The 14488-nt window shown below is 62.4% G+C and carries 12 protein-coding genes; 4 read left to right on the top strand and 8 right to left on the bottom strand.

The window, feature by feature from the left end; translation table 11 throughout:
- Positions 1 to 118 precede the first annotated feature (118 nt).
- The gene (locus ACL9RI_RS02845; RefSeq protein ID WP_422725066.1) at positions 119 to 1837 is read right to left on the bottom strand and encodes a methyl-accepting chemotaxis protein; all 1719 of its coding nucleotides are present in this window, start codon (positions 1835 to 1837) and stop codon (positions 119 to 121) included.
- A 123-nt stretch (positions 1838 to 1960) separates the two neighbouring features.
- Entirely contained in the window at positions 1961 to 3298 is a 1338-nt protein-coding gene (locus ACL9RI_RS02850) for a glycerophosphodiester phosphodiesterase family protein (RefSeq protein ID WP_422725067.1), read from the bottom strand.
- A 207-nt stretch (positions 3299 to 3505) separates the two neighbouring features.
- On the opposite strand from ACL9RI_RS02850, the gene ACL9RI_RS02855 reads away from it, so the two are divergent.
- Positions 3506 to 4309 (top strand): polysaccharide lyase family 7 protein, encoded by an 804-nt coding sequence (locus tag ACL9RI_RS02855; protein ID WP_422725068.1) that lies wholly within the window; start codon positions 3506 to 3508, stop codon positions 4307 to 4309.
- 165 nt (positions 4310 to 4474) lie between these two features.
- Entirely contained in the window at positions 4475 to 5242 is a 768-nt protein-coding gene (locus tag ACL9RI_RS02860; RefSeq protein WP_422725069.1) for a polysaccharide lyase family 7 protein, read from the top strand.
- Between the two features lie 11 nt (positions 5243 to 5253).
- Here ACL9RI_RS02860 and ACL9RI_RS02865 read toward each other — a convergent pair whose 3' ends face one another.
- Complete coding sequence (locus ACL9RI_RS02865) at positions 5254 to 6321, bottom strand: patatin-like phospholipase family protein (RefSeq protein WP_422725070.1); 1068 nt, start codon at positions 6319 to 6321, stop codon at positions 5254 to 5256.
- Between the two features lie 35 nt (positions 6322 to 6356).
- Positions 6357 to 7403, bottom strand: coding sequence for a D-cysteine desulfhydrase family protein (locus tag ACL9RI_RS02870; protein WP_422725071.1), 1047 nt, complete (start codon positions 7401 to 7403; stop codon positions 6357 to 6359).
- A gap of 219 nt (positions 7404 to 7622) precedes the next feature.
- On the opposite strand from ACL9RI_RS02870, the gene ACL9RI_RS02875 reads away from it, so the two are divergent.
- On the top strand, positions 7623 to 8459 hold the full coding sequence (locus tag ACL9RI_RS02875) for a hypothetical protein (protein WP_422725072.1): 837 nt from the start codon (positions 7623 to 7625) through the stop codon (positions 8457 to 8459).
- A gap of 66 nt (positions 8460 to 8525) precedes the next feature.
- Here ACL9RI_RS02875 and tal read toward each other — a convergent pair whose 3' ends face one another.
- The 3 genes from tal to zwf form a co-directional block, all read right to left on the bottom strand.
- A complete protein-coding gene (gene tal, locus ACL9RI_RS02880) occupies positions 8526 to 9461 on the bottom strand; it encodes a transaldolase (protein ID WP_422725073.1) in 936 nt (311 codons plus the stop codon).
- A gap of 92 nt (positions 9462 to 9553) precedes the next feature.
- Positions 9554 to 10408 carry an SIS domain-containing protein gene (locus ACL9RI_RS02885; RefSeq protein WP_183675723.1) on the bottom strand — a complete coding sequence of 285 codons (855 nt, stop codon included), beginning with the start codon at positions 10406 to 10408 and terminating at the stop codon, positions 9554 to 9556.
- 89 nt (positions 10409 to 10497) lie between these two features.
- The gene (zwf, locus tag ACL9RI_RS02890) at positions 10498 to 11970 is read right to left on the bottom strand and encodes a glucose-6-phosphate dehydrogenase (protein ID WP_183675724.1); all 1473 of its coding nucleotides are present in this window, start codon (positions 11968 to 11970) and stop codon (positions 10498 to 10500) included.
- A gap of 550 nt (positions 11971 to 12520) precedes the next feature.
- On the opposite strand from zwf, the gene ACL9RI_RS02895 reads away from it, so the two are divergent.
- Entirely contained in the window at positions 12521 to 13474 is a 954-nt protein-coding gene (locus tag ACL9RI_RS02895) for a chemotaxis protein (protein WP_422725074.1), read from the top strand.
- A 113-nt stretch (positions 13475 to 13587) separates the two neighbouring features.
- Here the strand turns inward: ACL9RI_RS02895 and ACL9RI_RS02900 are convergent, their stop codons facing one another.
- Positions 13588 to 14484, bottom strand: coding sequence for an SMP-30/gluconolactonase/LRE family protein (locus tag ACL9RI_RS02900; RefSeq protein ID WP_422725075.1), 897 nt, complete (start codon positions 14482 to 14484; stop codon positions 13588 to 13590).
- Positions 14485 to 14488 lie beyond the last annotated feature (4 nt).

The following is a 14488-nucleotide window of genomic DNA, read 5'->3' on the forward strand; positions in this document are numbered from 1 at the left end:
TTTCCCCTGGAAGGCGCCGGCTGACGAGGTTTTCCGGTGGCGCGCCTGTCCCGCCGGAACCGTTTATCCAGTATCGGCGCCCGCAGGGGCGCTGTCAAACAGGCCGTACCAGGATGGCTTAGAATTCTTCCCAGTCTTGATCCTTGGCAATATGCGCCGGCGTCTTGCGGAGGCTGCTGGCGCCTGCGCTGGCCATCGGCGGCTTGGCGACTGGCCGGCTTGTGGCTTGCGCTTTGCGTTGCGGCGCCAGCCGCGTGACGGCCGCGCGCACGGGCGCCGCCATGGTCGTGTGTTCGAGCTGGAAGCCGGCGGCCACCTGGGCCAGCCGCGTCGCCTGGTCCTGCAGGCTTTCGGCCGCCGCCGCCGCTTCTTCCACCAGCGCCGCGTTTTGCTGCGTCACCTGGTCCATCTGCGCGATGGCCTGGTTGACCTGGTCGATGCCCGCGCTTTGCTCGGCGCTGGCGGCCGTGATCTCGGCCATGATATCGGTCACGCGGCGCACGCTGTCGACCACGTCGCCCATGGTGGTGCCGGCCTGCTGCACCAGCCGCGTGCCATTGTTGACCTGCTCCACCGAGTCGCCGATCAGGGCCTTGATTTCACGCGCGGCGGCGGCCGAGCGTTGCGCCAGGTTGCGCACTTCGGTGGCGACCACGGCAAAGCCGCGCCCCTGTTCACCAGCCCTGGCCGCTTCCACGGCCGCATTCAGTGCCAGGATATTGGTCTGGAAGGCGATGCCGTCGATGACGCCGATGATGTCGACGATTTTTGTCGAGGCCGCATCGATGGCGCCCATGGTGTCGACCACCTGGCTGACGATGCTGCCGCCCCGTTCGGCCACGCCCGAGGCCGTGACGGCCATCTGGTTGGCCTGGCGCGCATTGTCGGCGTTCTGCTTGACGGTCGAGGTCAGTTCTTCCATCGATGAGGCTGTTTCTTCCAGCGAACTGGCCTGCTGTTCCGTGCGGGCCGACAGGTCGGTATTGCCGGCGGCGATTTGACCGGACGCCGTGGCGATGGCGCCCGTGCCCGCCTGCACTTCCGACACCACCTTGCGCAGCGCCTCGTTCATGCCATGCAGGGCGCGCATCAGGTCGCCGATTTCATCGCGCGCGGGTGGTTCAAAGTTGGTGCGCAAATCGCCCTGGGCCACCGTTTCAGCCACTTTCACGGCTGTTTTAAGGGGCTTGGTGATCGAGTGCGTGATCAGCCAGGCGCACAGGCTGCCCAGCGCCACGGCCAGCGCACACAGCAGCAACAAGAGGGTGAAGCTGCGCCCATTCGCCGCTTCGATCGACTTGGCGGTGGCGTCGATGGCCTTGCGCTGCTGCGCCAGCAGCGCCTTCACATTCGCCTGGTAGCTGGTGGCGGCCGGCGCGAAACTGTCGCGGTAGATGGCTTCCGCCTTGGCCGGATCGCCGGCCTTGCGCGCATTCATGACCAGGGTCTTGGCGTCCTGGTATTTCACGCGCTCAGCTATCGATGCCTTGAAAATGGCTTTTTCTTCGTCGCTGTCGAGCAGTTCCTCGATCTTCTTCAGCAGTTCGCCGCCCTGGCGGGTGCTCTCGGCAATCGGTTCGGCAAACACGGTCGCCAGGGTCTCGTCCGTGCTCCTGGTGATCATCGAGGTGCGCGCGATGGCGGAATAGATCAGCACATACCAGTCCGATACCAGACGTTCCTTGGCCAGCGGTTTTTGCATCATCTGCCGGGTTGCTTCAGCATTCGCATGGGCGCTGAACAGGGCGTAGGCGGTTGAAATGACGGATAGCAGCAGCACCAGTGCAAAGCCGGCGGCCAGGCGGCTGCCGATGCGAAGATGGGAGAGAGCGTGCATGGTCGGACTCCTGTCGCGGGAAGAAATAAATTGCCTGTGTGCCATAGTATGCGCCGTTTGCTAACCAATAGGTAACTAAACGGCGCACTTCGTGGGCATCTGTTGCTGGCTTGCCGCGGCTTTTTATTGGGACTGCAGGCGGTACTTTTTCAGGGCCTGCACGGCTGTCGGCGCAAAGTCAGTGAATACGCCATCGATACCGGCCCGGAAAAAATCTTGCAGCTCGGCCTCTGGCGCGCCGTGATACATGCCTGCCAGGTATTTGCCTTCATTGCGGAAGGTAAAGCTGTGCACGAACAGGCCGGCACGGTGGGCGTCGGCGATGACGGCAGTCGGCGTGGCCGTATTGACATCGGCCAGCGCGCCATGGCCTTCGCCCTGGAAAGGCGCAATGGTCCAGGACATCAGCTGCGGCTTCCACGGGCCGATGCCGTCGGCATAAGTCTTGATCTCGGCCAGCCCGGCCGGGGTCAGCATGGCGCCGAAAAAGCGGCCGTCGCCGGCCAGGGTCCAGCTGTAGGGGCGGGCGCTGACGAAGTTGCTGGCGTCCGGCGTGGCGTAGACCACTTCGCCCGTGCGGAAGTCGATCGCATTGCCATCGATCAACTGCACCACCTTGCTTTTCAAGCCGATGGAACGCATGTATTTCAGGCTGGCCGGATCGAAGCTTTGCACGAACAGCGGCGACTGTCTGTTATTCATGCCATTGTCCTCGACCAGCTTGACGAAGGCGTCCTCGAACGGATGGGCGCCGCTGCCGCAGCCGTTGGCGATCGCCTGGGCATTGTTCCAGTACGGATTTTTCGATTCCGGATAGACGGCGATGTTGCGGCCCAGCGCCGCGCTCTTGGCGCGCGCGATGTCGAATACTTCCTGCATCGTCAGGATGGGGAACTTGCCATTCATCTCCGTCGGGCGCAGTTCGCGCGCATCGTAGGTGGTGCCGCCCAGCCATTGCTTCAGTTCCGCGACCGTAAAGTCGCTGATGGCCCAGTCGCCCGTATGGTCTTCGCCGTCGACCACCAGCGACTTGAGCACGGATCTGGGGTCCGCCGGGTTCGTGCGGTCGCTCAGATAGCTGGCGGGGCCGCCGATGGCCGTGCTGTCATACGCGACTTTCACCTGCACGCCGGGCACCGTGCGCTTGCGCGCGGCGACAGCGGGGTTGTGTTCGGCCACCTGGGCGATATTGGTGTTATCGCTGAGCCAGGGATTGTGGCGCACCACCAGCACGCAGTCGCGGCTCATGTGCACGTCCATTTCCAGCACGTCGGCGTCCGCATCGGCGGCTGCCTCGTAGGACGGGCGGGTACTTTCCGGATACAGGCCGGGAAAGCCGCGATGGCCGATCACCAGCGGCGCCTTGCCGTCGAGGGTCGGGAAACTGCTCTGTGCAGTCGCGGCGCCGACACCGGCGGCCAGGCTTAAAGCGATACCAATTTTCAGCGCAACAGTCGTCATGACAACTTTCTTCAGATGGATGGAGCCCCCGGCAGATGGGCGGCGCGCCATCAATATACCGGCCTGCCATGACCCGCTGATGACAGACACTTCATTACAAGTGCATTACAAATAGCATGTGCCGAAAAAAAGGTTTCCATAGTCCTGTAAAGTTCCTTTAGGCAACTTTTCAAAACCGCTGGCTATCCAACCAACAACAGGAAAAAAATGCAAAACAGAATAATTGCAGGTCTGCTTAGTACCTTGCTTATCGGCATGCTGACGGCATGTGGTGGTGGCGGTGTTGGCGCTGATGCAAATGCGCAAGTGCTGAGCAGCGGAGCCTCGACCGGGCAAACCTTGAATCCCGGCCGCGCGCCCGGCTCGAATTTCAACCTGGCGCCGTTTACCTTGCAGCTGCCGAGCGGTTCGTCCGGCAATGTCGATACCGTCAGCGGCGCCAGCCTTGCTGCCGGCTATGTCAATCCCTCTTATTTTTATACCGACAGTTCGGACGGTGCGCTGGTCATGGTCGACCCGACGCAGGGCTGGACCACCTCCGGCTCGCAGCATCCGCGCACGGAAATGCGGGAAAATGCGACCTGGCACACGCATGGCGTCAACAAGCTCGATGCGACCGTGGCGGTAGCCCAGGTGCCGAGCAAAACCACGGTCGGCCAGATTTTCCAGGGTAGCGGGCCGAGCAAGCCACTGTGCGAATTGCAGGTCACGGCTGGCGGTGCGGTGAATCTTTTACTGGAGAACACCAATCAGGGCGGCAGTGCGCAGACGTATCCGATTGGCAGCGTGTCCGTGGGCAGCCGCTTCAATTACGAGTTGAGCCTGACCGGCTCCACCATTACCGTCACGGTCAATGGCACGGTCAAGACGTTTACGATGGATGCCAGCTTTAATGGAGAAAGTTTTTACTTCAAGGCCGGCAACTACGATCAAAGCGCCGTCTCCGGCACGCCGTTGACGACGCCTGGCACCATCGTCAAATTCTATGCCTTGGCGCTGACGCACCAATAACTGCCGATTCCCCAGCGCTGCCGGATGCCATTCAGCCCTGATGAGGAATCATCGGGGCTTTTTCTTGTCAGTAAAATGTTGTTAAAAGTAGCATTCAAGAGTAATGTCAAATGCCTATCGTAAAAAACAGGGGTAAAAATGGCTACGGCATTGATAAAGACTTTGATGGCGACAGTATTGACCGGCACGCTTGCGGCATGCGGCGGTAGTGCCAATCCAGACACGCAGCTACTGGCGAGTGTCGAGGCGGTGACGCAAGCCTTGAGTCCCGCCAAGGCGCCGGGAGCGAATTTCAACCTGGCGCCATTTACCTTGCAGTTGCCGACCGGTGCATCTGGCAAGGTCGATACCGTCAGCGGCGCCGGTCTGGCCGCCGGTTTTACCAACCCCTATTATTTTTATACCGACAGCAGCGATGGGGCGATGGTGATGATGGACCCGGTGCAGGGCTGGACCACTTCCGGCTCCAAGCATCCGCGCACGGAATTGCGTGAAAACGCCATCTGGACCACCAGTGGCATCAACAAGCTCAATGCGACGGTGGCGGTGACCAAGGTGCCCAGCAATACGGCGATCGCGCAGATATTCCAGGGCACCGGGCCCAGCAAGCCGCTGTGCGAATTGCAAGTCAGCTCTGGCGGCGCCGTCAAGCTGTTCCTGGAAGATACCAACCAGGGCGGCAGCGGCAAGACTTATACGATCACCAGCGTGCCACTGGGAACCCGCTTCAATTATGAGCTGAGCCTGACTGGCTCCACCATTACCGTCACGGTCAATGGCACGGTCAAGGCTTTTACGATGGACTCCAGTTTTAATGGCGCCAGTTTTTACTTCAAGGCCGGCAACTACGATCAAAGCGCCGTTTCCGGCCCGCCGTTGACGACACCCGGCACCATCGTCAAGTTCTATGCCCTGGCGCTGACGCACCAGTAAAGCCGGCAGGCTTATAGCGGCAAGGTCTGGCGCAGGTCCGGCTGCTCCGCCCAGCGGGCGAAAGCGGCCGCCAAACGTTCGCTTTCGGCGATCGCCAGGCGCCAGTCGCGGATGCGGGCCGCGTGGTCTTGCCCGTAGCGGGGAAAGTCGGCCCGGTCCGGCAGTTTGCGGTTGGGCAGGCTGGCTACGAAATCGGCCGAGGGCGAGACCAGGATCATGTTTTCCAGCGCCGGATCGTTGGCCCGCGCGCGGCGCCACGGCATGGCCTTGTCCAGCCAGCCCGGCACGATATGGTCGGTGAAATGCGGATACAGCACCAGGTCCGGCTCGCGCTGGTAGGGCAGGTGCAAATGGTAGTCGATCAAGCCGCCATCCCACAGCCGCCCCGATGGTGCGCCCGCGATGCCGCTGACTGCATCGAGCACCAGTGGAATCGAACCCGAGGCCAGCAGCGCGTCGCGCAGATTGTTTTGCGCCAGCGGCACGAAGTGGGCGTTAAAAGCGTCGAAACGGGGGCGCAGCCAGCCGGCGTTGTCCGGCCCCGCATGGAATACCACGCGCTCCAGCGAATGGGCCAGGTGCGCGCGTCCCAGCATATTGCTGGCGGCGGCCAGCAAAAAGCCGCGCCGCTCGCGGCCCGGCTGCGCCAGTGCGCCGATGCCGCGCGCAGCCAGCACCGACACGCTGTGCCGCGGGTGCTGCAGCAGTTGCGTTTCCTGGCCATCGAGCACGGCGTCGAGCAGGGCGCGGCAGGTGCGGCTGACGTGCGCCGCATCGGGCTTGTCCGGATAACGCTGTCCCACATATTCGCGTACCAGCCGGCGCTGCGCCGCCACCGGGTCGGCAAAGGCGGCCGCCGCCATGCGCCACGCGCCGATCGAGGCGCCGACAAACTGGCGCGGGCGCGGTGCGCCGGCCAGGAAGTCGCCGAACAGCCAGCAATCGAGCTGGTGCAGGATCAAGCCTTTCGGCCCGCCAGCGGCGGCCGGCACGATGGCGATGTCTTGCGCGCGCAAGCCTTCTTGTGCGATGCGGGCGCGGGCCCGGCGGCCCAGGCGGATGGTGATGGGGGACGGCATGCGGCTTCCTGCAAAATGAACGACAAGCGCCTATTCTAGAGGGTAGCGGTAGAGAACGCTTCACGATAAGCATACAGCCCCGGCGCGCCGCCCGTCATCACGAACAGGATGGCCTGGCCTGGCGCGTAGCGGCCGGCCGCGATATCGGCCAGCATGCCGGCGAAGGCCTTGCCCGAATAGACAGGATCGAGCAGCAAGCCCTGGGTGCGCGCCAGCAGGCGCACGGCGTCCAGCATGGCCGCTGTCGGCAGGCCGTAGCCGGCGCCCCGCTGCGCGCCATCGACGTCGATCTCTTCCAGCGCGACGCTGGCTTCGCTGCCGAGCAGGGCCAGCGCCTGCTGCGCCAGTTCCCAGGTGCGCTGCCGGCTCACGGACGCCTCGGCCAGCACCGCATGCGAGCGCACCAGGCTGGCGGACAGGCCCAGCGCGGCAAAGCCGGCCGACAAGCCCGCATGCGTGCCCGCGCTGCCGTTGGGGACGATGACCTGCTGGAAAGCCAATCCCATCTGCTGCGACTGCTGCGCGATTTCCTGCGCACAGACGGCGTAGCCAAGGCTGCCCAGCGGCGTCGAACCGCCGGTCGGCAGGACGGCCACCTTGCGGCCCCGGGCGCGCAAGGCGTCGGCCCGTTCGTTCGCCCAGGATAAGCCATTCACGCTGCCGGGCAGGGCGTGCACGCTTGCGCCGAACAGGCCGTCCAGCAGCACATTGCCGCTGTGTTCATAGTCGGCATCGCTGCGCGGCACCTGGCGCGTCAGCACCAGCTCGCACTGCAAGCCGGCCAGCGCGGCGGCGGCCGCCGTCAGGCGCGCATGGTTCGATTGCAGGCCGCCTACCGTGATCACCGTATCGGCGCCGTCGGCCAGCGCCTGGCCCAGTAAAAATTCCAGCTTGCGCAGTTTGTTGCCGCCGCCGCCCAGGCGCATATGGTCGTCGCGTTTCACATACAACTGCACCCCGTTCAGGGCCGGCCCCAGCTGCTGTTCAAGCCGCGCCAGCCGCTCGATCGGCGTGGTGTCGTGCAACAGGGGGAAACGGGGATGGCCGGCCAAGTTCAGGCTGGCAAGTGGGCATGGCGTCATGGGGACTCCTGGCGAAATCGTCCAGTCTAGCGGGCGGGCGCAGGGGTAAACAGTGGCCAGCCCTTGAAACTGTTTCTTGTTTAACCAGAAAATATCGATGGCAAGGATGGCATGCGTGCGACGCCAGGCACGCCAATTCATTACACTGGACGGCCGGCCTGGACGGCATGCGTGCCGTACCGATCTTGCCGGCTTTTTATTGATACAGACTAGAGATACATGAGCACATCCTATCGAGCATTGCGTTTTTCCCCTGCCATTTTGCTGCTGGCCTGCGCCCTGAGCGCTTGCGGCGGTGGTTCTTCCTCTTCCTCCGATACAACGGCTGTCGTCAATCCGCCCCCGCCGGTAACGCCTCCTGCGGCTACCGGTGATACGGGCAGCGTCAGCGCCGCCTACGTGCAGGGCGCCAGTCCACGCTACATGCTGCTGAATGTCGCCAGTCAAAGTACCGGCATCCTGACGCGCGTCACGCAGGGCAGCAGCGGCGCCCTCAGCGTGATTGCGGATAGCAGCTTCAGCGGCACGCCCGCCATCACGCGCGAGATCAGCGGCGACGCCAGCTTTGCGCAAGGCCGCTGGTTCAGCGGCACCATCACGAATGCCTCCGGCGCGACTGTCCTGAGCGGCAATAACGCCAGCGCCCACTACAGCGTGTACAACGCCGTGGCAGCCTTGCCCACCAGCGGCAGCCTGCAATGCGACGGGGGCAGCTACACGGCGCCCAGCTACACGGGCGGCGCCAGCGTGCAGCCGGCCGCCTATTTCGGCACGGCCAGCGGCAGCGCCAGCGTGGTCTTTGGCCCTTCGGGCGCGGTGCTGAGCATGACGGTCGACGCCACTGCCGGCGGCAGCACGGGCCGTATCAGCGGCACCGGCACCATGAGCCGGCCAGACATGAGCCTGATCGGCGGCGGTTTCCTGGGCGGCGATTCGGGCACCTTGCTGGCGCTGGGCGACGGTGGTGCGGGCCGCTACCTGCTCACGGGCGGCTACAAGCTGGTGCTGGCCAATGGCGCCAACTACCAGGGCATCGCCACCTTCCGTTGTTCCTGAGTTTTGCAGGCATGAAAAAAGCGGCGCCGTGCAGTGCACGGACGCCGCTTTTTTTGCGATCAGGGATTAACGCAGCGCGGCAATCATCTGTTTCAGCTTGCCCGAATCGACGCAGAAGGCGCGGATGCCTTCGGCCAGTTTTTCGGTCGCCATCGCGTCTTCATTGAGCATGAAGCGGAAGTCTTTTTCATCGAGCGAAATCTTGACGATGTTGGCGCCTGGCGCCGTATCGGCGCTCAGCTTGCGCGCCACGTGCGCATCGCTGTCGGCCAGTTTTTGCAGCAGGTCGGGGCTGATGGTCAGCAGGTCGCAGCCGGCCAGTTCCAGGATTTGCGAGGTGTTGCGGAAGCTCGCGCCCATCACTTCGGTGTCGTAGCCGAACTTGCGGTAGTAGTTGTAGATGCGCTTGACGGACTGCACGCCCGGATCTTCGGCGCCCTCGTAATCGATGCCGGTCGATTTCTTGTACCAGTCATAGATGCGGCCGACGAAAGGCGAAATCAGCTTGGCGCCCGCTTCGGCGCAGGCAATCGCTTGCGCCAGCGAGAACAGCAGGGTCATATTGCAGTGGATGCCGTCCTTTTCCAGGATTTCGGCCGCGCGGATGCCTTCCCAGGTGGCGGCGATCTTGATCAGCACGCGCTCGCGCGCCACGCCGGCCTGTTCATACAGGGCGATCAGCTGGCGGCCCTTGGCCACCGTGCCTGCCGTGTCGAACGACAGGCGGGCATCGACTTCGGTCGAGACGCGGCCAGGGATGGTTTTCAGGATTTCCACGCCGAAAGCGATCAGCAAATGATCGATGATGTCGCCGGTGGAAGCGTCAGGACGGTCGCGCACGGCCTTTTCCAGCAGCGGCTTGTACTCATCCTTTTGCACCGCTTTCAGGATCAGCGAAGGATTCGTCGTCGCATCGCGCGGCGTGTACGCCTGGATCGACTGGAAGTCGCCGGTGTCGGCCACTACGGTAGTGAATTGTTTGAGCTGTTCTAATTGATTCATGCCGGAAATTATACTGAAAGTGGTTAAGGCCGGGGTCAGACCCGTCGGGTCTGACCCCAGATTTCTGTTGCTACTTCACGAACTATAACCGCTCAGCCAATAAATGAATCAAATTGCATGTCGAATTCCTGCAGCGCTTTCTGCGCATTCTGCATCTTCTTGCGGAATTCCGGTCCCCGCTGCAGCGCCAGGCCCACAGCCAGCACGTCGATCACCACCAGGTAGGCCAGGCGGGCCGAGATGGGAGTGTAGGGGTCGGTATTGAAGATCAGGTCGATCGGGATCAGCACGGTGGCCAGGTCGGCCAGCGGCGTGCCCGAGGGGGCCAGCACGATGATGTCGGCGCCGCCGCGGCGCGCCAGTTTCACGGAGCGCACCAGGGCCGGGCTGTTGCCGCGCTGCGAGATGGCCACCAGCGCGTCGCCGCTGCGCAGCAGGGCTGCGGCGATGCTGTGGATATTCGGATCGCTGTAGGCCACCGTTGGCACGCCCGAGCGGAAAAACTTGTGCTGCGCGTCGGCCGCCACGATGCCCGACGTGCCCTGGCCATAAAATTCGATCTTGCTGGCGCGCGACAGGATGTCGAGCGCCCGCTGGATCGCTTCCGGGTTCAGGTTGTTGCGCAGGTCGAGCAGGGTATTGATCGAGCGGCTGCAGATCTTGTTGACCAGGTCCGCCGCCAGGTCGTCCTGCGCCGGCTGCTCGTTCGCGCCGGGCATGGCCAGGGCCAGGCCCTGCGCCAGCTTCAGCTTGAATTCGTGCCAGCCGTCATAACCGAGCGTGCGGCAAAAGCGCACCACCGTCGGTTCCGACACCTGCGCGCTTTTCGCCAGCGCCGTGATGTTCTGGCTGACCGTCTGGTTAGGCTGGTCTAGCACGGCCAGCGCGACTTTTTTCTCCGACTTGGAGAGCGAATCGAGCTGGGTGCGGATGGAGTCAAGCAGCATCAGGTTAGTCTTTTGAGTTGGTTTTTTTTGGGAGACGTCAATTCGAGTAACAGCCTGTCCGTGAATGGACAGGCTTCTTGCCTTGCTGGTTAGTCTTCCGGCAAAGCTTCTTCACGCCACTGCAGCCCATCGCGGCCGATCAGGGCGCTGGCTGCTGCCGGCCCCCAGGTGCCCGAGGTGTATGGCAGCGGGGCGCTCTCGTTCTGTTCCCAGTTTTCCAGGATAGGCTCGACCCATTCCCAGGCCGCTTCCAGTTCGTCGCCGCGCATGAACAGGGTCAGCTGGCCGCGCAGGACGTCCAGCAGCAGGCGCTCGTAGGCGTCCATGCGCGGGCTCTTGAACGATTCGCGGAAATCGAGTTCCAGTTCCGCCGGCTTCAAGCGCATGGCGTCGCCCGGCGTCTTGGCCATCAGGTTCAGGCTCAGGCCTTCGTCCGGTTGCAAGCGGATCACCAGGCAGTTCGGCTGGAAGCTCGAGGTTGGCTGGTTGAAGATCGAGTGCGGAATCTGCTTGAAGCGCACGACGATTTCGGCCAGGCTGTCGGCCATGCGTTTACCGGTGCGCAGGTAGAACGGCACGCCGGCCCAGCGCCAGGTATCGATCTCCGCCTTCATCGCGACAAAGGTTTCGGTGCGCGACTGGGCCGGTGCATCGGGTTCGTCGCGGTAGCTCGGCACGGCCGCGCCATCGACGTGGCCGGCGCGGTACTGGCCGCGCACGATGTTTTGCGACAAGGTGGTTGGCGTGAATTTTTTCAGCGAACGCAGCACTTGCAGTTTTTCATCGCGCACGGCGTCCGGTGCGATCGAGGTCGGCGGTTCCATGGCGACGATGCACAGCAGTTGCAGCAAGTGGTTTTGCAACATGTCGCGCAGCGCGCCGGACGTGTCGTAATACCCCATGCGGTTGCCCACGCCGAGTTTTTCGGCGATGGTGATTTGCACGTCGGAAATCCATTCACGGCGCCACAGCGGCTCGAACAGGATATTGCCGAAGCGCAAAGCCAGCAAGTTCTGGACGGTTTCCTTGCCCAGGTAATGGTCGATACGGTAGATCTGCGATTCCTGGAACACCTTGCCCACTTCGGCATTGATCTGCTTGGCGCTGGCCAGGTCGCGGCCCAGCGGTTTTTCCAGTACCACGCGCGAGTTCGGCGTCACCAGGCCGTTTTCTTCCAGGTTGTCGCAAATCAGCGCAAACAAATGCGGCGGCGTGGCCAGGTAGTAGACGCGGGTCAGGTCGCTGCCGTCGCGCAGCGCTTCGATCAGCGGGGCATAGGTCTTGGCGTCGCTGGCGTTGAGCGACACGTAGACGATGCGCGCGCAAAAGCGGCTCCAGGTGGCCGCATTCAGGGTGCTGGCCTTGATGTGCGGGCGGGAATTGGTTTCCACCATTTTCAGGAAAGCGTCCTGGCCGCTGTCCTGGCGGCCCACGCAGATGATGCGCGCCGTCGGTGGCAAATCGTTGGCAACGTCGCGTGCATACATGGCAGGCAGTAATTTACGCATTGCTAAATCGCCGCTGCCGCCAAACAGGACCAGGTCAAAATCGGTAAGAGCCATAAGTGAGTATCGTCGCAAAAGTAAGAGAGCCGGAGCGGGGAGGGGCCGACCGGAAGTGCCAGTCTGTTGCTGCTACTAAGAACGCCTATCAAAACCTGCTGCGCGTCGCGATTTGCGGCCACCGATGCTCACTGTGCATGCGCACAGCTCCGCTTCTCAGCCACAACTCTCATCCGCTCGCTACGGTTTTGTTCGGTGTTGTAAGTTCGTGATAAATTCAGTAGTGTAAATTTACTACGTAGAAGTGGCAATTGCAAGAAATTTTACTACATTATGGCCACTCTGTGGAAGCGCGCCGCACAGTCATTATATGCGCTTCGCCAGGCCTGCGCGTCTGGCGCGCCAACAGACCGTTTTTCGAGGAAAGCCATGCTTGCTCGGGAATTTTTCGGGTACGCAATGCAACGATTTGCGCTGTAGCAACAAGCAGGTCAAGAAATGCAGACGCGGGACAAAGTCCACGCGTAAAGTGTCTTTTCAGAAAGTGAAAATCCGTATAATCAAAAAACATACCATGTCATCGGGCGCCGGCTCCACTCAAGGGGATACCATGAATTCAATGCAGCAAGATGTCGATGAACGCACCAGCCTGACCGGCAATAATAAATTCGAACTCTTCCTGTTCAAACTGGGCACCAGCGAGCATTCCACCAGCCGCGAGTTGTTCGGCATCAATGTCTTCAAGGTGCGCGAAATCATGGAAATGCCCGTCATCACGGCCGTCGCCGGCTCGCATCCGCATATGCTGGGCGTGGTCAATATCCGTGGCCAGATCGTGCCCGTGATCGACTTGCCGATGGCGGTCGGTTGCAAGAGCAATGGCTTGAAAATCTTGATGGTGACGGAGTTTGCCCGCTCGACGCAGGCCTTTGCGGTGGAAGAAGTCGATGAAATCGTGCGCCTGGAATGGAACCAGGTGCTGTCGGCCGAATCGACGGTGGGTGGCGGCCTGATCACCAGCATTGCGCGCCTCGATGGCGACACGGACAAGACGCGGCTGGCGCAAGTGCTGGACGTGGAACAAATCCTGCGCAATGTATTGCCGTCTGGCGAGCCGGACGTGGACCAGCACAGCATCGGCCCGCAAGTGCGCTTGCCGGCCGGCGCCGTGATCCTGGCCGCCGACGATTCCCTGCTGGCCCGCTCCCTGATCGAAAAAGGCCTGGAAGCGATGGGCGTGCCCTTCATCATGACCAAGACGGGCAAGGAAGCGTGGGACAGGTTACAGGCGATCTCGACCCAGGCGGCCCAGGAAGGCAAGACGGCTGCCGACAAGGTGGCGCTGGTGCTGACCGACCTGGAAATGCCGGAAATGGATGGTTTTACCCTGACCCGCAATATCAAGAACGACGGTCGCTTCGCCTCGATTCCGGTGGTGATCCATTCCTCGCTGACAGGCTCGACCAACGAAGACCATGTCAAGGGCGTGGGCGCCGATGGCTATGTGGCGAAGTTCGTGGCGGCGGAATTGGCCGAGACGATACGCAAGGTGCTGGCGCGTTGAGATTGCGCTTTTGCTGAATTTTGTAGCCCCTAAAGCAAGAGCTGGGGTCAGACCCGGCGGGTCTGACCCCGGTATTTCACCGTTGGGGTGAAATCGAGAAAAACGGCGTAGTTTTATGCCTGGTAAGCCGTTTCCAGCTGTCCCGCCACATCCACGCGCACCGACAGCACTTGGCCCGTCAAGGGGTATTCGGCGATCTCGTCTGCCGAACGGTTGTGGCTGGCGCTGGTGATATACAAGGTGCGCAAGTCCGGGCCGCCGAAGGTGACCATGGTCGGGCAGCGTACGGGCAGGGTGATTTCGTCGAGCAATTCGCCATCGGGCGCGAAGCGCAGGATCTTGCCGCCTTCAAACATGGCTGACCAGTAATTGCCTTCGCTATCGACGGCCGCGCCATCGGGGCGTCCGCCATAGTCCGCCGCTTTTTTATCGGTGGAAAAGCGCTGGAAGGCGTGCGGCTCGGAAATGGCGCCGGTGGCCACATCGTAATCAAAGCGGTCGATGCGATGGGTGGTGGTATCGGCGTGGTACATGGTGTGCTGGTCCGGGCTGAAGCCCAGGCCATTCGAGACCGTCATGCCGCCCGACCACACTTTGCGCACATTGCCTTTTTCCAGCACGAACATTTCTGCCGACGCCGAGCTGCGCGGTTCAAAAATCGTGCCGACCCAGAAGCGGCCGGCCGGATCGACCTTGCCATCGTTGAAGCGGGTGGTCGCCATGTCGAACGGCGCCGGGGCGATTTCCGCCAGGCTGCCCGTCTTGGTGTCGAGGTGCGCGAAGCCGCTGCGCAAGGCCACGATCAGGCCGCCGCCCGCGTTGATGGCCAGCGCCGACGGTTCGGTCGGCATCTCCCAGCGCTGCTGCTGGCCCGTGGCCGGATGCAAGCGGTGCACGGCGCGCCCATCGATATCGACCCAGTACAGGGCCGCTTCCCTGGCGTGCCACAGCGGGCATTCGCCCACTTGCATGGCTTGCTCGCTGACGACTTTAATCTCGTAAATATTCATAGGC

Source organism: Janthinobacterium sp. Mn2066 (assembly GCF_049319705.1).
In the GTDB taxonomy this organism is placed as follows: domain Bacteria; phylum Pseudomonadota; class Gammaproteobacteria; order Burkholderiales; family Burkholderiaceae_D; genus Janthinobacterium.